This is a genomic window from Herbaspirillum sp. CAH-3 (assembly GCF_009668275.1).
GTDB classification, from domain to species: Bacteria; Pseudomonadota; Gammaproteobacteria; order Burkholderiales; family Burkholderiaceae_D; genus Herbaspirillum; species Herbaspirillum aquaticum.
On sequence record NZ_VSWE01000020.1, the window covers coordinates 16,232 to 38,413 of the forward strand.

The 22,182-nt window shown below is 64.5% G+C and carries 22 protein-coding genes; 4 read left to right on the forward strand and 18 right to left on the reverse strand.

Annotated elements, in window-relative coordinates:
- Positions 1 to 9: 9 nt before the first annotated feature.
- Genes mdcA through dctP form a run of 4 tightly spaced genes read right to left on the reverse strand, consistent with a single transcriptional unit; the run spans position 10 to position 4,621 of the window.
- A complete protein-coding gene (mdcA, locus tag FYB76_RS22635; protein WP_154135140.1) occupies positions 10 to 1,677 on the reverse strand; it encodes a malonate decarboxylase subunit alpha in 1,668 nt (555 codons plus the stop codon).
- Positions 1,678 to 3,027: a TRAP transporter large permease gene (locus FYB76_RS22640; RefSeq protein ID WP_154135141.1), complete on the reverse strand. Its 1,350-nt coding sequence runs from the start codon at positions 3,025 to 3,027 to the stop codon at positions 1,678 to 1,680.
- The gene (locus FYB76_RS22645) at positions 3,024 to 3,602 is read right to left on the reverse strand and encodes a TRAP transporter small permease (RefSeq protein WP_121041606.1); all 579 of its coding nucleotides are present in this window, start codon (positions 3,600 to 3,602) and stop codon (positions 3,024 to 3,026) included. The genes FYB76_RS22640 and FYB76_RS22645 overlap by 4 nt, the downstream gene beginning before the upstream one ends.
- Positions 3,599 to 4,621 (reverse strand): TRAP transporter substrate-binding protein DctP, encoded by a 1,023-nt coding sequence (gene dctP, locus FYB76_RS22650; RefSeq protein ID WP_154135142.1) that lies wholly within the window; start codon positions 4,619 to 4,621, stop codon positions 3,599 to 3,601. The genes FYB76_RS22645 and dctP overlap by 4 nt, the downstream gene beginning before the upstream one ends.
- A 147-nt stretch (positions 4,622 to 4,768) precedes the next feature.
- On the opposite strand from dctP, the gene FYB76_RS22655 reads away from it, so the two are divergent.
- On the forward strand, positions 4,769 to 5,437 hold the full coding sequence (locus FYB76_RS22655) for a GntR family transcriptional regulator (RefSeq protein ID WP_088753532.1): 669 nt from the start codon (positions 4,769 to 4,771) through the stop codon (positions 5,435 to 5,437).
- An 18-nt stretch (positions 5,438 to 5,455) separates the two neighbouring features.
- On the opposite strand, the gene FYB76_RS22660 is transcribed toward FYB76_RS22655, so the two are convergent.
- The 13 genes from FYB76_RS22660 to FYB76_RS22720 form a co-directional block, all read right to left on the reverse strand.
- Complete coding sequence (locus FYB76_RS22660) at positions 5,456 to 6,355, reverse strand: pseudouridine synthase (RefSeq protein ID WP_154135143.1); 900 nt, start codon at positions 6,353 to 6,355, stop codon at positions 5,456 to 5,458.
- Entirely contained in the window at positions 6,352 to 7,689 is a 1,338-nt protein-coding gene (locus FYB76_RS22665) for a type II toxin-antitoxin system HipA family toxin (RefSeq protein ID WP_154135144.1), read from the reverse strand. The genes FYB76_RS22660 and FYB76_RS22665 overlap by 4 nt, the downstream gene beginning before the upstream one ends.
- Complete coding sequence (locus tag FYB76_RS22670; RefSeq protein ID WP_088753529.1) at positions 7,686 to 7,988, reverse strand: helix-turn-helix domain-containing protein; 303 nt, start codon at positions 7,986 to 7,988, stop codon at positions 7,686 to 7,688. Before FYB76_RS22670 ends, FYB76_RS22665 begins: the two co-directional genes overlap by 4 nt.
- A 213-nt stretch (positions 7,989 to 8,201) precedes the next feature.
- A complete protein-coding gene (locus FYB76_RS22675) occupies positions 8,202 to 8,390 on the reverse strand; it encodes a YjfB family protein (protein ID WP_088753528.1) in 189 nt (62 codons plus the stop codon).
- Positions 8,391 to 8,605: 215 nt separating this feature from the next.
- On the reverse strand, positions 8,606 to 8,794 hold the full coding sequence (locus tag FYB76_RS22680; protein ID WP_088753525.1) for a hypothetical protein: 189 nt from the start codon (positions 8,792 to 8,794) through the stop codon (positions 8,606 to 8,608).
- A gap of 209 nt (positions 8,795 to 9,003) precedes the next feature.
- Positions 9,004 to 9,858, reverse strand: a complete 855-nt coding sequence (locus FYB76_RS22685) for an anti-sigma factor (protein ID WP_154135145.1) — start codon at positions 9,856 to 9,858, stop codon at positions 9,004 to 9,006.
- A complete protein-coding gene (locus FYB76_RS22690) occupies positions 9,855 to 10,412 on the reverse strand; it encodes an RNA polymerase sigma factor (RefSeq protein ID WP_154135146.1) in 558 nt (185 codons plus the stop codon). Before FYB76_RS22690 ends, FYB76_RS22685 begins: the two co-directional genes overlap by 4 nt.
- Before the next feature lie 16 nt (positions 10,413 to 10,428).
- On the reverse strand, positions 10,429 to 10,800 hold the full coding sequence (locus FYB76_RS22695; protein WP_088753522.1) for a hypothetical protein: 372 nt from the start codon (positions 10,798 to 10,800) through the stop codon (positions 10,429 to 10,431).
- Positions 10,801 to 10,899: 99 nt separating this feature from the next.
- Entirely contained in the window at positions 10,900 to 11,346 is a 447-nt protein-coding gene (locus FYB76_RS22700; protein WP_088753521.1) for a group 1 truncated hemoglobin, read from the reverse strand.
- A gap of 16 nt (positions 11,347 to 11,362) precedes the next feature.
- Positions 11,363 to 12,373: a DUF3034 family protein gene (locus FYB76_RS22705; protein ID WP_154135147.1), complete on the reverse strand. Its 1,011-nt coding sequence runs from the start codon at positions 12,371 to 12,373 to the stop codon at positions 11,363 to 11,365.
- 58 nt (positions 12,374 to 12,431) lie between these two features.
- Positions 12,432 to 14,822 (reverse strand): putative bifunctional diguanylate cyclase/phosphodiesterase, encoded by a 2,391-nt coding sequence (locus FYB76_RS22710; RefSeq protein WP_370516398.1) that lies wholly within the window; start codon positions 14,820 to 14,822, stop codon positions 12,432 to 12,434.
- A 52-nt stretch (positions 14,823 to 14,874) separates the two neighbouring features.
- Entirely contained in the window at positions 14,875 to 15,501 is a 627-nt protein-coding gene (locus FYB76_RS22715; protein ID WP_154135148.1) for a methylamine utilization protein, read from the reverse strand.
- Between the two features lie 264 nt (positions 15,502 to 15,765).
- The gene (locus FYB76_RS22720) at positions 15,766 to 16,404 is read right to left on the reverse strand and encodes a TetR/AcrR family transcriptional regulator (protein WP_088753517.1); all 639 of its coding nucleotides are present in this window, start codon (positions 16,402 to 16,404) and stop codon (positions 15,766 to 15,768) included.
- Between the two features lie 263 nt (positions 16,405 to 16,667).
- On the opposite strand from FYB76_RS22720, the gene FYB76_RS22725 reads away from it, so the two are divergent.
- The 3 genes from FYB76_RS22725 (at position 16,668) to FYB76_RS22735 (ending at position 21,188) form a co-directional block, all read left to right on the forward strand.
- Positions 16,668 to 18,170: an efflux transporter outer membrane subunit gene (locus FYB76_RS22725; RefSeq protein WP_154135149.1), complete on the forward strand. Its 1,503-nt coding sequence runs from the start codon at positions 16,668 to 16,670 to the stop codon at positions 18,168 to 18,170.
- Between the two features lie 142 nt (positions 18,171 to 18,312).
- Entirely contained in the window at positions 18,313 to 19,569 is a 1,257-nt protein-coding gene (locus FYB76_RS22730; protein WP_154135150.1) for an HlyD family efflux transporter periplasmic adaptor subunit, read from the forward strand.
- Between the two features lie 50 nt (positions 19,570 to 19,619).
- On the forward strand, positions 19,620 to 21,188 hold the full coding sequence (locus tag FYB76_RS22735; protein ID WP_088753514.1) for a DHA2 family efflux MFS transporter permease subunit: 1,569 nt from the start codon (positions 19,620 to 19,622) through the stop codon (positions 21,186 to 21,188).
- A gap of 17 nt (positions 21,189 to 21,205) precedes the next feature.
- Here FYB76_RS22735 and FYB76_RS22740 read toward each other — a convergent pair whose 3' ends face one another.
- Positions 21,206 to 22,123 (reverse strand): LysR family transcriptional regulator, encoded by a 918-nt coding sequence (locus FYB76_RS22740; RefSeq protein WP_154135151.1) that lies wholly within the window; start codon positions 22,121 to 22,123, stop codon positions 21,206 to 21,208.
- Positions 22,124 to 22,182 lie beyond the last annotated feature (59 nt).

Consider the following 22,182-nt stretch of genomic DNA (forward strand, 5'->3'; position numbering starts at 1 on the left):
GCAGAGCAATTACCAGTTGCGGAAGCGCTTGGGCGGGTTGTACAACCCGCCGGAGGCTCGCACCAGGTCTTTCATGTTCTTTGCCGCCAGCAGGTCGCGGGTGGCCATGCGCTTGTCGATGCCGAGATCCTCTGCGCGGCGGATGATGCCACGGTCGCGCAGGTTTTCCACCATGCGCTTGTCGCGACCCATGCCCACGGCGGTGTAACCGGCCACGCCGCGGATGGCCTGCTCGCGCTCCTCTTCGGTACGGCACAGCAGCAGGTTGGCAATGCCCTCTTCGGTGAGGATGTGGGTGACGTCGTCACCGTAGATCATCACGGGCGGAATCGGCATCTTGGCCTGCTCGGCCAGCTGCCAGGCATCCAGCTTGTCGACGAAAGCCGGCTGCATGTGCTCGCGGAAGGTCTCCACCGTCTGCACCACCAGCTTCTGCCCGCGCGGGATGGTATTGCGGCCGGCGCGCGCCTGCTGGCCGGCCTTGAGCCAGGCCTCGCTGGCGTGGCGGCGTCCGCGCGCATCCGCGCCCATGTTGGGGGCGCCGCCAAACCCGGCAATGCGGCCCAGCGTGGCCGTGGAGGAATTGCCCTGCAAATCGATCTGCAGGGTCGAGCCGATGAACATGTCGCAGCCATAGTGCCCGGCCGTCTGCGAGAAAGCGCGGTTGCTGCGCATGGAGCCATCGGGGCCGACGAAGAAGACATCGGGACGCGCACGGATGTAGTCTTCCATGCCCAGCTCGGAGCCGAAGGAATGCACCGATTCCACAAACCCGGCCTCGATGGCAGGAATCAGGGCCGGGTGCGGATTGAGCGCCCAGTGCTTGCAGATCTTGCCGCGCAGGCCTAGTGATTCGGCATAGGTCGGCAGGATCAGCTCGATGGCCGCCGTATCGAAACCGATGCCGTGGTTCAGCCGCTGCACGCCATATTCGGCATAGATGCCCTTGATGGCCATCATCGCCATGAGCACCTGGATCTCGGAAATCTGCGCCGGGTCGCGCGTGAACAGCGGTTCGATGTAATGCGGCGTGGGCGCCTTGATGGCAAAGCTCACCCAGTCGGCCGGGATGTCCACGCGCGGCAGCTCATCGACGATTTCGTTCACCTGCGCAATGACGATGCCGCTGGAGAAGGCCGTCGCTTCGGCAATGGCGGGCGTATCTTCAGTATTGGGCCCGGTATAGAGATTGCCGTGGCGGTCGGCCGCCTGGGCCGCCACCAGCGCCACGCGCGGGGTCAGGTCGACGAAGTAGCGGCCGAACAGCTCCAGGTAAGTATGGATGGCACCGATGTTGAGCTTGCCGGCCGAGGCCAGCTTGGCCAGGCGGCCGGCCTGCGGACCGGAGAAGGAAAAATCGAGCCGGTCGGCGATACCCTTTTCGAACACGTCCAGATGTTCCGGCAAGGCCAGCACCGAAAACAACATGTGCAAGCCATTGACCCGGGCCGGGTCGAGCGCGGCCAGGCCCTTGGCCAGGAAGTCGGCCTGCTTCTGGTTGTTGCCCTCGACACAGACCCGGTCGCCGTTTTCCAGCACCGCATAGAGCAGGTCCGCCAGCTTCGCTGCAGGCGCGATCTTGCCCTGCAACTGGCTACCCAATGCGGCGGTGGCGCGCGCCAGCCGCTGTTCACGGTTCTTCTGGCGCGCATTCCACACGCGTTCGCTACTACTCATTTACTTGGCTCCCATCAACAGGTCAGGCAATACGGTCGCGATGCCCGGGAACATGCACAAGAGCAGGACCGCGAGAAACATCAGCGCCAGGAAAGGAATCGTACCCTTGATGACATCGCCCAGTGCGATATCGGGTGCAATGTTCTTGATCACGAACAGGTTCAGTCCCACCGGCGGGTGGATCAGCCCCATCTCCATGACCACCGTCATGACGATGCCGAACCAGATCAGGTCGAAACCGGCGGCCTTGAGCGGCGGCAGGATGATCGGGGCGGTCATGAGGATGATCGACACCGGCGGCAGGAAGAAGCCCAGCACGATCACCATGCCCAGGATCACGGCCAGCAGCAGCCACTTGGACAGGTGCAGGTCCACCACCCACTGCGCCGCCGACTGGCTGATGTGCAGGTAGCTCATCACGTAGGAATACAGCAGCGACATGCCGATGATGAGCAGCAGCATCCCCGATTCCTTGATGGTGGAACTCAGGAACGGCGCGATCTCTTTCGGTTTGTAGATGCGATAGACCACCGCGATCAGCACCAGCGCCAGCAGCGCGCCCAGGCCTGCGGTTTCGGAAGGTGTGGCCAGGCCGCCATAGAGCGCCACCATCACGCCGATCAGCAGGATCAGGAAAGGCAGCACGCGCGGCAGCATTTCCACCTTCTGGGCCAGCGTGAAATGCTCGTCATCCAGGTAGGCCGACTTGACACCACCAGCCGTGTAGACCGCATGCGCCAGCTTGTATTCCTTGCGCGCCCGGAAGACGGCATAGCCCGCGAACAGGATCACCAGCAGCACGCCCGGCCCGATACCGGCCAGGAACAGGCGTCCCAAGGACTGCTCGGCCGCCACCGCATAGAGAATCATGGTGATGGACGGCGGCAGCAGGATGCCCAGCGTGCCACCGGCGGCGATGATGCCCGCGGCAAACCCGGGCGAGTACCCGCGGCGGCGCATCTCGGGGATGCCCGCCGAACCGATGGCCGAGCAGGTCGCCGGCGACGAACCTGCCATGGCCGCAAACAGCGCGCAGGCAAACACGTTGGCAATGCCCAGGCCGCCCGGCACCTTGTTCAACCAGGCGTGGATGGCCGAATACAAGTCCTTGCCGGCAGGTGATTTGCCGATGGCCGCCCCCTTCAGGATGAAGAGCGGAATCGACAGCAGCGTGATGGAAGCGATTTCTTCATAAACGTTTTGCGTGATGGTATCCAGCGACGATTCCGGCATGAAGAAAAACATGAAGCCGGTCGCCACCACGCCCAGCGCAAAGGCGATCGGCATGCCCGAACACATCACGAGGATGGTGACCACGCCATAGAGCACACCCAAGGTCAGCGGACTCATTGCGCACCTCCGGACGTGGCAGCGGGAACGGTACCGGTGATGCGGGTGAGCACCTGCACCAGCAATTGCAGCGTCAGCATGCTCATGCCCAACGCCATGAGCGAATACGGAATCCACAGCGGCGGCGCGAAGGTCGACGACGTGGTCTGCCCTTCCACCCAGGCTTCATGGAACAGCGCCCACGACTTCCAGGTGAAGAAGGCGCAGAACAGGAAGGACACTACATCCACGATGAACATGCGCACCTTGTTGGCCAGCGGCGAGAGCAAGCCCGCCAGCGCCTCGATGCCGATATGCCCGCGCAGCGACTGCACGTAAGCCGAGCACAGGAAGATCACCCCAACCAGCATGAAGACCGATGCTTCATCCTGCCAGTCGGTGGGCTGATGGAAGAAGTAACGCACCACCACCGAATAGGTAAGGATGCAGGAGGTGACCAGGAGCGCAATCATCCCCAGGAACACGGCCACGCGGTGGTAGCCCTGCAGGAAGGCCGCCAGCCAGGCCACCGGGGCGCTGGCCGGTACGGCCGGGCGCGTGGCCGCCGCGCCGGGCATCTCGAAGCCGTGGCTCATACGGTCTTCTCCGCCAGGGCCAGCAGCTTGGCGCAGTTGGCATTGCGGGCCGCAAAGTCCTTCCAGGCGGTATTGCGGGCGATGTCCTGCCACTTCTTGACGACCTCGGCGTTCAGGTCGACCACCTTGGCGCCGGCCTTCTGGTAGACCTGCGCTACGGCGATGTCGTCGGCCTGGGCGGCCTTGGTGGCGAATTGCTCCATCTCGGCACCCACGGCCATGATGACGGCCTGCTGGTCCTTGGGCAGGCGCTCGAAGACGGCCTTGGACATCATCAGCGGTTCGAACATGTACCAGTAGGCCTTGTCACGCCCGGTGGTGAGGGACTTGGCCACCTCCTCCAGGCGGAAGGACATGAAGGACGTCGACGAAGTCATCGCCGCATCCATCGCGCCGGTCTGCATGGCGGCGTAGATTTCATTGGAAGGCAGGGTCACCACGGCGGCGCCCGCTTCTTTCAGGATCAGGTCCATCTCGCGTGAACCGCCGCGCACCTTCATGCCCTTGGCATCGGCCGGATCGACGATGGGCTTGCCGCGCGAGGCCACGCCCCCGGCCTGCCAGATCCAGCTGACGATGAACACGCCCTTCTCGCCAAGGATACGGGCCAGTTCCTTGCCTACTTCGGCATTCTTCCAGGCGGCGCCCTGCTGGTAGGAGGTCACCAGGCCGGGCATGAGGCCGATGTTGGTTTCGGGGACTTCGCCGCCCGCATAGTTCAGCGGCACCAGCGACATATCCAGCGCACCCTTGCGCAGGGCGGAGAACTGGGCGTTGGTCTTCATCAGCGAGGAGCCGGGATAGATCTCGAACTTCAAGGCCCCTTTGGTCTTTTCGTTCACCTGCTGGGCGAACATGCGCACCAGGCGGTCTCGGAAGTCGCCTTCTGTCAGCGTTCCGCCGGGAAACTGGTGAGAAATCTTCAGGCTGCCCGTTTGCGCCCAGGCGGCGGGCATGGCGGCGGCAAGCGGTGCAGCGGCTAGGGTGCCAAGGAAATGGCGACGGGTAAATGTGGTCATGCTGGTATCTCCTCCAGGAATTGATGGAACTACTGTGTTTTTATGCTCTCATCGTGTATACAATTTCAGGCGAAACGCATACATTGTCAAGCATTAATCCTGTGGAAGCCCTTCCCTTTACAATGCTTGTTTTAGAGGCAACACACCATGGACACGCCAAAGACCCGTTCTGAAACCCTGCGCGAATCGATTGAAGAGCTGATCGCCGTCGGCAAGCTGGCACCGGGCCAGCATCTTGATGAAACCTCGCTGGCCGAGGAGTTCGGTGTCTCCCGCACGCCTATCCGTGAGGCGCTGATCCAGCTGGCTTCGATGGGCATTGTCGAGATGCGGCCGCGCCGGGGCGCCATCGTGGCCGAGATCGGCCCGCAGCAATTGATCGAGATGTTTGAAGTGATGGCCGAATTCGAGGCCATGTGCGGCCGCCTGGCTGCGCGCCGCATGACGCCGGCCGAGCATGCCGAGCTGCTGGCGGCACACCAGGCCTGCCAGGCGGCGCGCGATGCCTGCGACCCGGATGCCTACTTCTACCTCAACGAGGCCTTCCACGACCACATCTATGCCGGCAGCCACAATGGCTTCCTGGCCGAGCAGGCCAGGGCCCTGCACCGCCGCCTGCGGCCGTATCGCCGCCTGCAGTTGCGGGTGCGGGATCGCCTCAAGATGTCCTATGACGAACACCAGGCCGTGGTCGACGCCATCATCGCCGGCGACCCGGAACGCACCGTCGAAGTGCTGCGCCAGCACATCATGATCCAGGGACAGCGGTTTGCCGACCTGGTGGCTTCCCTGCATCAGCTCAAATCGGCCGCCTGAACTGGGTTAGCGCATTGGCTACAGGCTGCGCAGGCTGACGAAATGCCGCTCGCTGCCATCGAGCGGATCGATGAAGAACAGCGAACGGGCCAGCAGTTTGAGGGGCTTGTCCAGGTCATCGGCCACGCCCACGGGCACGGCGTGCGGATAGAACAGATCGTTGAGGATGGGAATGCCCAGTGAAGCCATGTGCACCCGCAACTGGTGACGCCGCCCGGTGACCGGCTCCAGCTGGTAGAGGCCCAGCTCCCCCCGCTGCTCCAGCAGGGAAATGTGGGTTTCCGAATTGGGCGCACCTTCAGCCTCGTACATCTTGAAGAACTGTTCAGGGATCTCTTCGACCCGGCTGCGGTGCACCCGTGGCAATGCCAGATCCGGCCGCAGCGGTGCAATCGCTTCATAGACCTTGAACATGGAGCGTTGCTGGAACATGGACTGATACTTGCCCCGGCTGGCCGGCTGATGCGAAAAGACGATCACCCCGGCCGTCTCCCGGTCCAGCCGGTGGATGGGGACCAGGTCCTGCAGGCCGGTGGCTTTCTTGAGCCGCACCAGCAGTGTCTCCTGCACGAAGCGGCCGGTCGGGATCACCGGCAGGAAATGCGGTTTGTCCGCCACCAGCAGGTGGTCGTCCAGGTGCAGGATCTTCTCTTCCACCGGGATGCGCACTTCACCTTCGGGCAATTCACGATAGTAGAAAATGCAATCACCGCTGCGATAAGGCGACTCCGGGCGCAATGCTTCACCATGCTGGTTGCGTACTTCCCCCCGCAGCAGGCGCTCGCGCCAGATCGCTTCGGGCACGGCCGTAAAGCGCTCGGCCAGGAAGGACAGCATGTCGCGCCACGGTCCCGGCTGCAGCCACAGGTAGCTGGGCGACAGGCCTGCGCGCATGGGCAAGGTTGGTGTAGGTCTCATGCGCCCTCCCCGCTGGCAGGCTTCCTGCGCGCGGCGCGGCGGCGCCAGGCGGCTACGCTGGCGTTGGCCTCCAGGTGCGCCAGCAGTTTGCCGCGCTGGGCGTCGGTGAAGGGGAGGCTCTCGATGAGCGACGGCCATTGCGTCATGGCGCGCTCGACCGTCTCCACCAGTACCGCCTGCAAGCGCGGCTCCGGCAGGCGCCAGAGGTTGGCGAGCTGGCGCAGGATGGCGGGCGTGAGCAATTGCTTGCCCTTCTGCCCCGGCACGAAGGCCAGCGCATGGCCGTCACCGCCTACGTAAGCCGCATAGGCGACGATGTCATAGGCGGGCGACAGCGCGGCGGCTTCGGGCGTGTGATACAGCAGGCTGAAATTTTTCAGGTGCGCGTCGAAATTGCCGAGCAGCTCGTTGACCTTGATCCGCCGCAGCAACTCGTAGACGTCCTCAGCCCCGCGCGTACTGCGTTCGAGCAGCACCACGCCGATGGCCGCATAGGTGCCGACATACTTGGCCGCCGGCGCGGTGCCGGTGACCTGGGCGAAATCTTCCATATGCAAGCGCCCGGTGGGTGTGGGTGCGTCGCGGTCGAAACGCTGCACCAGCAGGAAACGGCTGGCGTCGTTGCGCAGGCCGAACGGCAGGTGATCGCCGATGGCCGACAGCGGCTCCAGGCTGAACCGGCAGGTCTGCACGCCAGCGGCAGCGGCCAGGGTCAGCGAGGCAAACTCCACCTGCGGCATGTTGGGGTAGTCGGTGGCCGGCAGCTTGGCGATGAAATGGCTGCCCTGGCTGTCCTTGGAACGCATGACGTAGCGCCCCCCGCTCTCCCGCACCAGCGCCAGCTTGGGCTGCACGCCCGAGAGCGATTCCCCGCCCGGCACCGGCAACTGGCCGGAGCTCATCTCGTAGCTGTCGTGGCCCTGGCCCAGCAGGCGGCCGAGACCGCGTTCATCCAGCTCTTCGGCCAGCGCCGAGACGTCGCCCGGCAGATCGCGCCCGCAATAGGCCAGCAGACCAAATTCATCGTCCGGTGCCAGTCCGGCCCGCTGGAGCAGGTGTTTGCGCAACTGGCCCTCGGGCAGGAGATTCTGGAAGAACGGAGGCAATCCGCCACGACCATCGCCCCGGTTGGCGGCCAGCGTGGGGTCCAGCAGTTGGGCGCGGGTGCGCTCTTCGGTGGAGGCCAGGTAGAGCTGCGAAAGGACGGGGCGATCCTGCCCCTGCAAGGCATAGGCATCATCGAAACGGAAATAGCAGCGCCCGTCATCCAGGGCGAACAGCGAACCGACCTCGGTCTGGCCGAGGCGGATGCGCAGCGAACGCAGCATGCTCATGTGCCGCCGCCTTCGCCCATGAGCGCTTGCAGCCGCGCGCCCAGTTCGGTCTGGCTGCCAAGGCCTTGCGCCTCGGCCGCACGCAGCGGCGCAGCCTGGCGCGGCAACAGCAGCAGGTCCAGCTCCAGCTCCTCGCACAGGGCCAGCAGCTTGACCAGTTCGATGTTGCCGCGCCCGGTTTCCAGGGCCAGCAAGGTATTGCGGTGCATGCCGGCCAATGCGGCCAGCGCGACGGCCGTGATCCCCCGCGCCTTGCGGGCGGTGCGGATGCGATGGCCGATATCTTGCAGGTTGGTCATGGGAAGATCCAATTAAATGGTTCTTTGATCATATGACCATTTTATTGAACATTTTGCAGAAGACAAGACCAATATATTATTCTTTTTTAATTATGCACAATTTATTGTTCTTTTTGATCAACCAACTCAAGAAGGGAGCGGCGCTCGTGCAATGAAAATGGAATAAAAAAATCGCAGTCCGGGTGGACTGCGATTTCAAGAGGGCCAGCTTGTTCAGGCGGTGGTATTGACGTTGCGCCCGATGTTCGGGTTGGCCGGCAACGGCGGCAGCGCTTGCAGCAAGCCCACGGCAGCAGCAGCCTGGCTATTGAGCGCCTTCTTCAGCATCAGTACGTTGACCGAATCCGAAGTCTGCGCCGAAGCCATGCTAGTGGCCAACGATGCGATTTGATTGACATCCATAACGCTCTCCTTTTGGGGGATGCCGGATGACAGGATGCGTCAGCCGGTGCCTTGATTACGGCATTGGACGCTGTTTCTTTACATCAATCAAGAATTTTTTTGAGTATTGGTCAGTATTTCAACATCAGGAAGGCAGGGATCATTTTGCCACTCAAAAAAAATCGCACCCCGAAGGGTGCGATCAAGCGAACGCCAATCCAGCACGCCCTGGTCACCTAGACGATGGTATTGATGATGCGCCCAATATTCACATTGGAAGGCAGGCGCGCCACTGTCGTGGCCACGCCCACCACATCATCCACCGCCGCCTTGGCGACCTTGCCCAGATCGATGCCGACGGACTGCGCCGCCTTGTCGACCAGCCAGGCCGTTGCTGCACCGCTGGCGATAGTTGCTAGCTCCATATGAAACTCCTTGTCTGAAGTGCAACCGGACCATGTCGCCAGCCTGGTTGTCCATGTTTCCACATCCCCCCACCATGGTTGACCGGGCTTTACGTCATGGGTAAATGTGTTAGCGGCAGGCAGCCAGCGGTCTTGACGGGAGTTGCCCGGTCCTTACCCGGTTTTGCATGTGTAAACGGCAAGGCCACCGCCCTGCCGCTGCGACTGGCTCAGCGCGCCGGTGCCGGCGAAAGCGGTGCCAGTTGCTCGTAGACCGAGCTGGCGATGCGGGAGAGTTCGCTGCGGGGAACGCTCCCGGAAAGCGCATACCCGAACTGACCATCGATCCAGTAGAAGACGTTGACTTTGCCCTCCTGGGCGAAGCGGAAACCGGTCTCATGGTTCTGCACCTGGTCGTGCGAGACATAGAGCGTGAGCCGCTGTCCGGCCGCATCCTGGTACATGAACTGCGCCACCGGACCGCTCTGGCCCGGCAGCAGCCGTCCGCCGATCAGGTCGTATCCCAGCGGGGCCAGCTTGGGAGCGCGCACGTTCACACCCAGCCGGCGCGACAACCAGGTCACCAGCGCCTGCTCCTGGTCGGCCCCGACCTCCACCGGCCTGCGCAAGTCGGCACTGAAGACGGTATGGGCCACCGCCGCCTGGCGCGCCAGCACGGCCGGGCCTGCGGCCAGCGTACTGCGGGCGCCGCTGCCAGCACTCAGGTCATGGGCCAGCCAGCCGCCCGCAGCACCGGCCAGCGTCAGCAGCAGCATGGCGGCGTAGCGCCACCAGTGCGGCCCATTGGCGGGAGCCTGGTGCCCTTCGTCGCGCCGCCGGTGCGGTTCGGACGCACCCGCCAGCACGGCGGCGGCCAGGCGCGGCGGCAAGGGTTCTTCCAGTACAGGATCGTAGTGCGCGTGCAAGGCGCGGTTCTGTGCGCGCCAGGCGCGCACGCGCTGCAGGTCCTCGGCGTGGGCCGGGTCCTGTTCCAGCCAGGCGGCCATTTCGCTGGCACGCGCCGCCGGCAGTTGGCCGTCGGCGTAAGCGTGCAGGTCTTCTTCGGGGAGTGCGGGGGTCTTCATTTCACCACCTTCAGGGTCGAACCGGCCTCACTGCGGCCGCCAGGCCCCTCCATCCATTGCCGCAGCCGCTCGCGGGCGCGCGACAGGCGGGACATCACGGTCCCCGTCGGAATGCCCAGCGTGGCGGCGACTTCTTCATAACGCATCTCTTCGAGCACCACCAGCAGCAAGACTTCGCGTTGTTCGGCCGGCAGCAGCTGCAGTGCCGCTTCCAGGTCCAGCGCCATCCCCTGCTCGGCCAGCGACTGCGGGGCTGCGGCGTGCGCCGCCTGCTCCAGCTCCACCGTGACCAGCGCCGGCTGGCGACGCTGGTCAGCGTGCAGGTTGTGCATGATGGCAAACAGCCAGGGCCGCATGTCGCTGCCCCGCTTCCAGCTGTCCAGCTTCTGCCAGGCGCGCTCCAGGGTGTCCTGTACCAGGTCGTCGGCACTCTCGCGTGCGCCGGTCAGGGCGCGGGCATAGCGCCGCAGGCGCGGCAGGCAGGCCAGCATGGCTTGCTCATCGGCCTGGCGTTCCCGTTGCTGTCGCTGCAGCCTGGCAGTCCGTCCGAACATGGAGCGCGCGCCTGGCTCAGGGCTTGACGACGTGCCAGACGTCCTTGAAGTTGTCGCCGGTACGGTCGCCGGCCTTCTTGTCGGCTTCGTACAGGTACAAGGGCTTGCCCTGGTAGGCCAGCTGCGCGCTGCCGTCGTCGCGGGTCACGGTGGAATAGGGTGCAGCCGGCATGCCCATCGGGGCGACCGGCGGCCACAGCTTGGCACAGGGGCCGTTGCAGACGCTCTTGCCGCTGTTGGCGGTGTCCTTGTCGAAGGTATAGACGGTCATGCCATTGGCGTCGACCAGGATGCCATCCATGGTCTTGACGCCGGCGCTCTGGGCCGAGGCGGTGAAAGAAACCGAGGCGCAGGCCAGCGCCAGCAGGGAAGTTGCGAGCAGTCTCATGGTATTTCCTTTCGTGGTCGGGTCAGGCGGGATGCCAACCCATGCCGACGTATACGGAAAGCGGCCCTGCTTTATTCCCGCCTCCGGAAAATATTTTTGCTAGCGGCTCACCGTCTCGCGCTGCATCGGGGCCAGCAAGGCCAGCAGACGGTTCTGCGTCCGCGAGGGGATGCCGTTCTTGTCCATGGCCAGCTGCAGGTCCTCGACCAGGGCATTGAAGTCGGCATTGCTCAGCTTGAGGCCCTGGTGCACTTCGCGCATGGGATCGCCCGTGTAGACACAGCCGCCACCGCTCAACTGGCAGAACTGCTCCACCAGCTTGTCCTTGACGCGCTTGATGTTGGAATCCTTGAAGGTGTGGCGGATGCGCGTATCGTCCAGCATGTTGCGCATGAAATCGTCGACGACCTGCTGGATCACGGGCAGGCCGCCCAAGTCGCGAAACAGGCTCCCGTCGGGTGCCGCAGGCGACTGCGCATGGGCCGCACCGAGCACACAGGCCAGGGCCAGGGCGGTGGCGGCTTGTTTCATCCTGAAGTTGATCATCGGTGCTCCTGCTCGCTCAGAAACCAGCCTGCAGCGACAGGTAGACGCCGCGCTGCCGCTTGGGGTTGTAGACGGTGATGTCGCCCAGCGCCACGTAGGCCAGGGTCATGGACAGGTTCTTGCTGGGGAACCACGCCAAGAAAGCATCGTAATAATCCTTCTCGTGGTCGGCGGCCAGGTTGCGCGGCTTCATGCGGTATTCAACGCCCAGCGCCAGCTTGCGGTTGATCATGTAGGCCGCGGAGAACTCGCCCATGGCCTGGTAGCGGTCGTTGAGGTCGCCACCGAAACCGAGCAGCCCCATCTGGTTGGCCTTGGTCAGCCGCAGCGTGCTGTTGAGCAGCAGGCTCTGCGCCAGCAGCAGCTTGGTGGCCGACAGGTAATAGTCGATGCCGGCATTGCTGGCCGCCCCGAGCTGTTTGACGCTGGTCACCCTGCCCAGTCCGCCGATGCCGTTGTTGTGCTTGAACATGGCGCCCACGGCAAGCTGCGGCAGCCAGCGATCCTGGTCGTAGACGGCATCACCCGCCAGCTTGACCTTGATGCCGACGATGTCCTGGGTGATCTTGAGATCGGCCAGCGGAGCCAGGCTGCCATAGAACTCCTGCTTGGCCAGCGACAGCTCCACGCGGTCCATCAGGCCCACGGCCACGCCATAGGACTTGAGCGTGTAATCCTGCGTGGACAGATAGGTGTAATGGGCGTTGGCGCCATAGCTGTCGCGGGTGCCGTAGCCGGTGATGAGGGCCCAGGGGGTGAGGCCGCCGCCGCCGGCGCCCTCGACCTGGATCACGCCGCCGGTGGCGGTGAGCTTGCCCAGGTCGGGCATCCAGGCTGACTTGTCCTGCTCGATGGCAGGCGCCGGCGTCACTGCGGCGCTCCCCGCAGAAGCGCGCATGGCCTGGGCAGCCTTGCGTTGCTGGGCTTGTATCCAGGCCTCCTGCCCGGCCTCGCTGGTCTGCGCCATGGCCGGCGCGGCCAGCGTGGCCAGCAGCGCCAGCGCGCTGCTTCTGGTCAAATTCTTCATGCAGTCCCCCTGCCCCTTCTTGTTGGTTCCCTGCCGGCGCGGCCTCCCGCGCCGATGTTCATATCGCCATGTTTTCCGACTGATCCAGCATCTCCGGTGCCCGCCACTGCTGCAGCCATTCCAGGAAGCGCTCCACCGGCATCGGCTTGCCCATGAAATAGCCCTGCCCCTGGTCACAGCCCATCTGCCGCAACAGGAACCAGACTTCCTCGCTTTCCACGCCTTCGGCGACCACCCGCAGGCCCAGGTTGTGGCCCAGGTCCACGGTGGAGCGCACGATCTTGGCATCATCCTGGTCCTGCGCCATCTTCATGACGAAGGATTTGTCGATCTTCAGTTCATCCACCGGCAGCCGCTTCAGGTAGGCCAGCGACGAGTAGCCGGTCCCGAAATCATCGATGCTCAGGGCAAAGCCCATGGCGGCCAGCCGGTCCAGGGTAGCCTGGGCGCGTGCCGGGTCGTCCATGATGGCGCTCTCGGTGATCTCCAGGCAAAGCGCCGCCGGGGTCAGGCGATGGCGCTCCAGGATGGCGCCAAAGGCGGCCGGCAACTCCTGGTCCAGCAGGTCGCGGGTGGAGAGATTGACGGAAAACTTCAGCTGCAGCCCCTGCGCCTGCAACTGGGCCGAGAGGCGTGCCACCTTTTCCATCATCCAGGTGGTCAGCATGCGGATGAAACCGGTGGTCTCGGCAAAGGGAATGAAATTGTCCGGCCCGATGAAGCCCTTCTCCGGATGTACCCAGCGCACCAGCGCCTCGCCGCCGACCACTGCGCCGGTGGCGAGGTCCAGCTTGGGTTGCAGGTAGAGCATGAATTCGTCGCGCTCCAGCGCGCGGCGCAGTTCGGACAGCAGCGACAGGCTTTCCTGGCTGCTCTGGTCGATGGCCGGGTCATAGATCACCACGCCGCTGCCCTTGCGCTTGGCGGTATACATGGCCACCTCGACATGGCTGAGCAGCACCTCGCTGCTCTCGCCATGGGCCGGATAGCCGGCCACGCCGATGCCGGCACCCAGGTCCACGGTCTGCTCCTGCAGCGACAGCGGCTGCTCCAGCGAACGCAGGATGTGCGCCGCCTGGTCCAGCGCGCCGTCGAGACCGACACCCGGCAGCAGGATGGCAAATTCGTCGCCGCCCAGGCGCGCCACCTTGGCGCCCGGATACAGCAGCTGCCCCGCCAGGCGCACCGCCACCTGGCGCAGCAGGTCGTCGCCGAAGCTGTGGCCGAGCACGTCATTGACTTGCTGGAAGCGGTCCAGGTCCATCATGAGGATGTGACAGCTGCTCCCGGGCTGGGCCTGGGCCTGGCCGATCGCGTCGCGCAGCAGGTCGGTGAACTGCACCCGGTTGGGCAGCCCGGTCAACTGGTCCTGATAAGCCAGGCGGCTGATCTTGAGTTCGCGGCTGGCGATTTCGGAGCGCATGGTCTCAAAGGCGGCACCGAGGTGCCCGATTTCATCCTGGCGGCGGATGTAGAGGCCTTCGCTGTAATCGCCCTCCCCCAAGCGCTTGGCGACCGTGGCCAGGTCGCGCAAGGGACTGGTGATGCGGCGCGCCATGACGGCGCTGGCCACGGCCGCACCCAGCACGCCCAGCACCGTGATGCTGAGCAGGATCAATTGCAGCCGTTGGTAAGGCGCCACCGCCTCGCTGACCGAACGCTGCAACACGGCCACCGCTTCCTGGCCATTGCTGGCGCGCGCCAGGGGCAGCACGCGGGCACGGTACTGGTTGCCGTCAATCTGCAGGTCGGTGGCACCGGCCTGGCCCATCTGCGGACTGCTGGCCTCCTTGGCCATCATCTGCGCTTGCGGCTTGGGCAGGGTCGATACATCGGCCGACCAGGCCGAACTGCCGCGCTGGCGCACCAGGATGGAAACCTGCAGTTGCGACAGGGCCCGCATGTCGTTGACCAGTTCGCGGTCCACCGGGAAGCCCATGACCACCCAGGCGATGGTCACCGGCGCCTTGATCGGCACGGCCACGATCTGGAACAGGTTGTCGCCGACCACGGCGCTCTCGGCGGCACCATTGCCATTGCCGGCGCGGCGCACCAGTTCCAGGCTGCTGCGCTGCAGGTCGGTATCGGGATATTCCAGTGTGGAGGCATGGATGTTGCCATCGGTCCCGACCAGCATGCCCATCGAAGCGCCGATACGGGCCCCGTGGTTGGCCAGCACCGAGGCGATGGTGTCGCGGTCATCGGTGCCGATGGCCTGGCGGAAGCCGAAGTCCGACGCCAGCAGGCGTGCACCCTGCGTCAGCTTCTGGGCGTTCTGGTCCAACAGGCGCGTGAAGACGCGCTCGCCAATGACCAGCTCCTCGCTGATGGCGCTGCGGGCATTGCGATCGATGGCGGTTCGGATCGCCACGAAACCGGCCAGTTGCACCACCACGATGAGGGTGATGAACAGCGCGACGATCTTGCTTTCCAGACGGTAAAGACGCACCCCTGCCCCGTTTTCTCTAGTGATGTTATCGGTATGTTGCGCTCACGGCGCCCTACAGCGGCACGGCCTTGACATTGAGCTTGATGCTGGCCCGGCCCTCGCCCTGCACTTCCAGCGGCTGCTCCACGGCGGCCTGGTTCGGCCCCATGGTGAAATACCAGGCCTTGAGCGCGTAGCGGCCGTTGGCGATGCCCTCCAGCCGCACCACCCCGCGGGCGTCGCTCACGCCGAAATGGGGCGTATTGACCACTTGTACATACGCCACCATCTCGTCATGAATATTACAGCCCAGCACCACGGTGCCGGCCTTGTCGAAGAGTACCGGGCTACCCGGTACGCCTGAATAAAGCTTCAGCTCAAAAGTCTTGGCCGGCGAAAACGAATAGACGTGATGCCGCACATTGTCGTGATTGGGGAAGATGATCGGCGTCCCGGTCTGGACCACGGTGACCAAGGGGATGAAGGTCTTGTTCTTCTGCTCGATCTCGACCTGCTTGGCTGCCTTGGCGGCCGATCCGCCGCCCGCCGGTTCGGCATACACCACGGCATTGGGTACGGGCTGGCCGGCGCTGTCGAGCACCTGCACCGACACGGCGGCCTGGGCAGTCCAGGCCCAACTCCCTGCCCACAACAGGAAGAGCAGCCAGAGGGGGGCATGGCGAATATTCTTTTTCTGCATATCGCTGTCACTGAAAAATAAGGGAAGGGAGAGCAACGGCGGCGGCCGTGGCGACCGCGCACGCAGCCGCATCCCTTTACCCCGCACTATACGCAAGCCTGGCGCCCTGCCTATCGGGGAGTTTCTGATTTGCCGAAAGGCAACATACCCGAGTCCGGCAGCGGTCCCTTCCGCGATCACCCGTCGCGGCAGCCGCCAGAAACTTCAGTTTGGCAATTATGCCCGTGAATTCGAACGGTGGATGCCCCCCCGCCGCCCATCTCATCAGACGGGCCTTGCCTGCTCTTCTTCTCCGCGCTCTGCGGTGAGGTAGCCGACCACGGCCGGCAGGATCTCGGTGCGTACACTGGCCGGCGATACGCCGCCATAACCGGTCAGCACGACGGCCTTGATGAGTGCCTTCATCATGCGCTGCACCACGAAGGTGGCGACATCCAGGTCAGGCGGCGTGATGCTGGCGCGGTGCTTTTCCAGCACGCGGCGGATGGAATCGAAGAAGCCCTGGCGGATCTCCTGGGAGATCGGCAGGTTGTAGGCGGGGAATTCCTCTTCCAGGATGCGGTTCAGTTCCGGTTCCAGCAGGTGCGCCGCCACCAGCGCGTTGATGAGTTTCTCGAAGTCGCCAGCCAGGGTGCCGGAGGCATCGATATGCGCCACCACGTCTTCGAAAAGCGTGAGCATGCGCGTGCTGTGGCGCTCGCGCAGCGCAAAGATCAGGGCATCCTTGTTGGGGAAATACTGGTACAGCGAACCGACGCTGATGCCGGCCGACTCGGCCACCAGATTGGTATTGGTCTTGGCATAGCCACGCTCGACCAGCACGCGCGACATGGCATCAAGGATGGTATCGACCATCGCCCGCGAACGCGCTTGGCGAGGTTCTTTTCTGGGTTGCAGTTTCATTGGCAGCTTTGGTGAGGAATTCGCCCGCCCCCGACGCGAATTCACAACGTGAGTGATTATTCGTATATCGAAGTATAATACGAAAAATGAGTTTTTACTCGCCCGACCTCCGGATGGTACTCGTAAATCAAGACAAGTGCTTGCCACCCCCTCCGGCCGGTCCCGCGAGTGTTCGCGGCTCAAGGCTGGAACATCGGTCCGGCGCACATCGCAAAACTCGAAAAAGAACTCGTATCGCCAAAAACCTCTTCGTGGAGAATTCTATGAAATGCATCAACTCGCCCGCCGCCCGGCCGCGGGCGAAGGCGGCCAACGCCGTGCTGGCGGCGCTGATCGCGGCCATCGGCCTGGCCGGCTGTGCCAGCTTCGAGGGCATCGGCACCGACAAGCAACCAGCCCAGGCAGGCGACTTCACCACCGCGCGCAGCCTGTCGGACCCCAATCCGGGTGCCCCCAACGGGCAATGGCCGGGCAGTGACTGGGTACGCCAGTTTGGTGACGCCCAGCTGACGGCCCTGATCGAGGAGGCCCTGGCCGCCAACCCGAGCTTGCAACAGGCGCGCGCCCGCATCGGTGCGGCCGCCGCACTGGCCGAGTCGCGTGGCGCCCCGCTGCTGCCGACCGTGAATGCGGAAGCCTCGGTGATCCGCAACCAGTTTTCCAGTACCTCGATCTACCCGCCGCCTTACGGGGGCAACTGGTACAACGAGAAGAAAGCCGGCCTGAACGTCGGTTACGAGCTCGACCTCTGGAACAAGAACCAGGCCGCCCTGGAGCAAGCCATCTCCAGCCAGAAAGCCGCCCAGGCCAGCGAACAGGAAGCGCGCCTGGCGCTGACGGCTTCCATCGTCTCGGTCTACAGCCAGCTGGCCGCGCAATATGCGGTGCAGGACATCCTGCAGCGCACCGTTCAACAGCGCAGCAGCCTGGAAACCATCACCGCCGACCGTGTCAGGACCGGCCTGGACAGCCAGATCGAACGCAACCAGTCGCGCACCAGCAGTGCCGACGCCCGCGCCCAGCTGGAACAGAGCGCCGGCCAGATCGTGCTGCTGCGCCAGCAGCTCGGTGCCTTGACCGGCAAGGGCCCGGACCGCGGCCTGCAGCTGGCCCCGCCTTCCATGCAGAACCTGGCCACGCCGGGCTTGCCAGCGGACCTGCCGCTGAACCTGCTGGGCCGTCGACCTGACATCGTGGCCGCGCGCTGGCAGGTGGAAGCCGCCAGCCGTGGCATCGACGTGGCCAAGGCGCGTTTCTATCCGGACATCAACCTGAGCGCCATGATCGGCTTCGACAGCCTGGTCGATGCCAACCCCTTCACGGCCGCCAGCAAGAGCATCGCCTTCGGTCCGGCGATCACGCTGCCGATCTTCGAAGGCGGCGCCCTGCGGGCCGGGCTCAAGGGCGAAGTGGCCAACTACGAGCTGGCCGTGGCCACCTACAACAAGACCTTGAACGATGCCTACGCCGACGTGGCGCGCCAGATCGCGGCGATCCACTCCATCGAGCGCCAGTTGCCGATCCGCCGTGAAGCCCTGCAAGCGGCCGAGCGTGCCTACGACCTGGCGCGCGAGCGCTATCGCCTGGGCCTGGTGTCGCAACTGACGCTGCTCTCGTCGGAGACCGCCGTACTGGCACAGCGCCAGTCGCTGGTGGCGCTGCAAGCCCAGCGCCGTGACCAGCAGGTCGCGCTCTACAAGGCCCTGGGCGGCGGTTTCGACGCCCAGCAGGCAGGCCTGGCGCAGGCCCCGGCGCCGTCGCATTGAAGCGCCTGCCTGAAGACGGCATGAACATTTGAATTGAACCCGCCCGCCACCGGCTTCTCCACCCTGCGCCGGTGAGCGGGACGGCCCTGCCTTCGCGGCAGGGCTGATCGACCGACTACAAAAAGATAGAACGGAGTCCTCCATGAGTGACAGCACCACCCCACAAAACCCGCCAGCCAACAGCAACGGAAACGGAAACGGAAACGGAAACGGAAACGGAAATGGCAACGGCAAGCGCAAGCGCCAGCTGATCCTGCTCACGCTGGTCCTGCTGGTGATCGGCATCGCCTGTTTCCTGTACTGGTTCCTGCACGCCCGCTTCTTTGAAGAAACCGATGACGCCTACGTCGGCGGCAACGTGGTCCAGATCTCCGCCCAGGTCGGCGGCACGGTCGTGGCCGTCAAGGCCGACGACACGCAAGTGGTCAAGGCCGGCCAGCCCCTGGTGGCCCTGGATGCGGCCGACACCAAGCTGGCGCTGGAGCAGGCCCAGGCCGCCCTGGCCCAGGCGGTGCGCCAGACGCGCCAGCTGTTCCTCAACAACGACACGCTGGCCGCCAATGTGGCCGCCGCCGACAGCAACCTGGCCCGTGCCAGGGAAGACCTGCAGCGCCGCCAGGCCGGCCTGTCTTCCGGTGCGGTCTCGCAGGAAGATGTCTCGCACGCACGTGATGCGGTCAAGAGTGCTGTCGCTGCTCTCGACCAGGCCCGCGCCGCTGCTGCTGCCAACCGCGCCCTGACCGACCACACCAGCGTGACCGAGCACCCCAACGTGCTGCAGGCGGCCACCGCCGTGCGCAACGCCTACCTGAACTACGCTCGCGTGAACATCGTGGCACCGGTCGCAGGTTTCGTCTCCAAGCGTTCGGTGCAGGTCGGCCAGCGCATCGCCGCCGGCAGTCCGCTCATGGCCATCGTACCGCTGGAGCAGATCTGGATCGACGCCAACTTCAAGGAAAGCCAGTTGCAGCACATCCGTCTCGGCCAGCCGGTGGAAGTGATCGCTGACGTCTATGGTTCCAGCGTGAAGTACAAGGGCACCGTGATCGGCTTCTCGGCCGGGACCGGTGGTGCCTTCTCGCTGCTGCCGGCGCAGAACGCCACCGGCAACTGGATCAAGGTGGTGCAGCGCGTACCGGTGCGCATCGCGCTCGATCCGGAACAGGTGCGCGCGCATCCGCTGCGCATCGGCCTGTCCACCACCGCCACCGTGGACATCCATGGCGATGGCCGTGCGCTGGAAGCAGTGCCGACCAATTACCAGACCAATGTCTATGACGACCTCGGCAAGCAGGCCGATGCCATCGTCGAGCGCATCATCAGCGACAACGCCAGCGGCCTGCCGCAAGCGCGCAAGAGCAAGGCGGCCGCCGCACCGGTGGCGGTGCCGCACACCTGATGGAGTGCGGCTGTCCTTACCCGACATTGAATGGACTTTGATCAAGCCTTATGGCCACTACTCCCCCCAAACCCTACACGCCGCCACCGCCGCTGACGGGTGCCAACCTGGTGCTGGGCACCTTGTCGGTGTCGCTGGCGGTGTTCATGAACGTGCTGGATTCGTCCATCGCCAACGTCGCCATTCCGACCATCTCGGGCAACCTCGGTGTGTCGGTCGATGAAGGCACCTGGGTCATCACCTCCTTTGCTGCTGCCAACGCCATCTCGATCCCGCTGACGGGATGGCTGACGCAGCGCCTGGGCGCGGTGCGCCTGTTCGTGACCTCGGTGCTGCTGTTCGTGCTGGCCTCCTGGCTGTGCGGCCTGGCGCCCACGCTGCCCATCCTGCTGGCCGCGCGCGTGCTGCAAGGCCTGGTGGCCGGCCCCATGGTGCCGCTGTCGCAATCACTGCTGCTGGGGGCCTACCCCAAATCGAAATCCTCCTTCGCCCTGGCGCTATGGGGCATGACGGCGGTGGTGGCCCCCGTGGCCGGCCCCGCGCTGGGCGGGTGGATCACCGACAGCTATACCTGGCCCTGGATCTTCTACATCAACATCCCCGTGGGCCTGATTGCGGCCGGGATCACCCTGGCCATCTACCGCTCGCGCGAGACGCCCACCCACAAGCTGCCCATCGACAAGATCGGCCTGGCGCTGCTGGTGACCTGGGTAGCGGCCTTCCAGATCATGCTCGACAAGGGCAAGGACCTGGACTGGTTCTCCTCGCCCACCATCGTCACGCTGGGCATCATCGCGTTGATCGCCTTCGCCTACTTCGTGGTGTGGGAGTTGAACAATGACCATCCGGTGGTGGACCTGCGCCTGTTCGGCCGGCGCAACTTCGCCGGTGGCACCATCGCCATTTCCATCGGCTACGGGGTGTTCTTCGGCAACCTGGTGATCCTGCCGCAATGGCTGCAGCAATACCTGGGCTACCGGTCGATCGACTCGGGCCTGTCCACGGCGCCCATCGGCATCTTCGCGGTGATCCTGATGCCGCTCATCGGCCGCTTCCTGCCACTGGTGGATGCACGCAAGGTGGCCACGGCCTCCTTCATCGGCTTTGCCATCGTGTTCTGGCTGCGTTCGCGCTACAACCTGCAGGTGGACCAGATGACGGTGATCCTGCCCACGCTGCTGCAGGGCATTCCCACGGCCATGTTCTTCGTGCCGCTGACGGTGCTGCTGCTCTCGGGCCTGCCACCGGAACGCATCCCGGCGGCGGCCGGCCTGTCGTCCTTCGTGCGCGTGTTCTGCGGTGCGGTCGGCACTTCCATTTCGACCACGGCCTGGAACAACCGCAGCATCATGCACCACGCCCAGCTGACCGAACACGCCACGCCCTACAGCCCGTGGCTGCAGGAGACCGTCAACAACCTCAGCAGCACCCTCGGCCTGAACGCCGAGCAGACGGCAGGCATGCTGGAACGGACCATCACCTTCCAGGCGGCGATGCTGGGCATCAATGACATCTTCTATGTCTCGGCGGTGATCTTCATCGTCATCATCCCGCTGATCTGGATCATCAAGCCCTCCAAGGGTGGCGCGGGCGCGGCCGAAGCCTCGGCGGCACACTGACCAGCCAGTTGTCGCGGCTATCGCAGCCGCGACAGGCCGTGCTGCAGGCGGATGATGTCGATGAGCTTGCGCAAGGCCGGATGCGCGTGGCGCCGGCTGCTGTAGTACATGTGGAAAGGCTCGCTGGGGGCCGCCCATTCTTCCAGGATGGCTTCCAGCGAGCCTTCCTCGATCTCCTTGCTGATCCTTCCCTCCAACAGATAGGCGATACCGACCCCGGCCTTGGCCGCCGCGATGGTGGCGGCGGTATTGTTGATCGTCACCAGGCCCGGCACGCGGATGCGCTGGCGGTGCTTGCCACGGCCGAATTCCCACTGATAGCTGGAGTTGTCACCCAAGAGCAATTGCAGACAGGTGTGCTGCTGCAGGTCCTCCAGGGTGAGCGGCCGTCCGTGCCGGTCCAGGTACGCCGGCGAGGCCGCGGCCACCCAGCGATGCGCGCGCGTCAGCGGCGCGGTCACCATGCCCTCCGGCACGTAGTGGCCGTAACGGATGCCGGCGTCATAGCCTTCGCTGACGATGTCGATGGGCTTGTCATCGACCACGATGGTGAGCTTGACCTTGGGGCAGAGGCGCACGAATTCGGGGATGGCCGGTTCGATCAGCAGATGGGCGGCATCGGCGAAGACGTTGATGCGCAATTCGCCCAGGCTGCCTTCGGCCGAGCTTTCCAGCTGGCCCAGCGCCTGTGCGATCTGCTCGAATCCTTCCTCCAGCCTGGCCGCCAGTTCACTGCCCGCCGCCGTGGGCGAGATGGCGCGGCTGGAGCGGTACAGCAACTGGGTCGAGAGCCGCTCTTCCAGTCGCTTCATGGCATGGCTGGTCGCCGAGGGCGTCAGGCCGAGCTGGATCGCGGCGGCCTTGAAGCTGCCGGTGCGCAGGATGGTGACGAAGATCCGCAGATCGGAAAATTCGATATGGTCGAGGAGGGACATGGATGAATTGAAATCACTTCAGCAATGAATCCAGTTCATCTTAAACCAGACATCCTCGC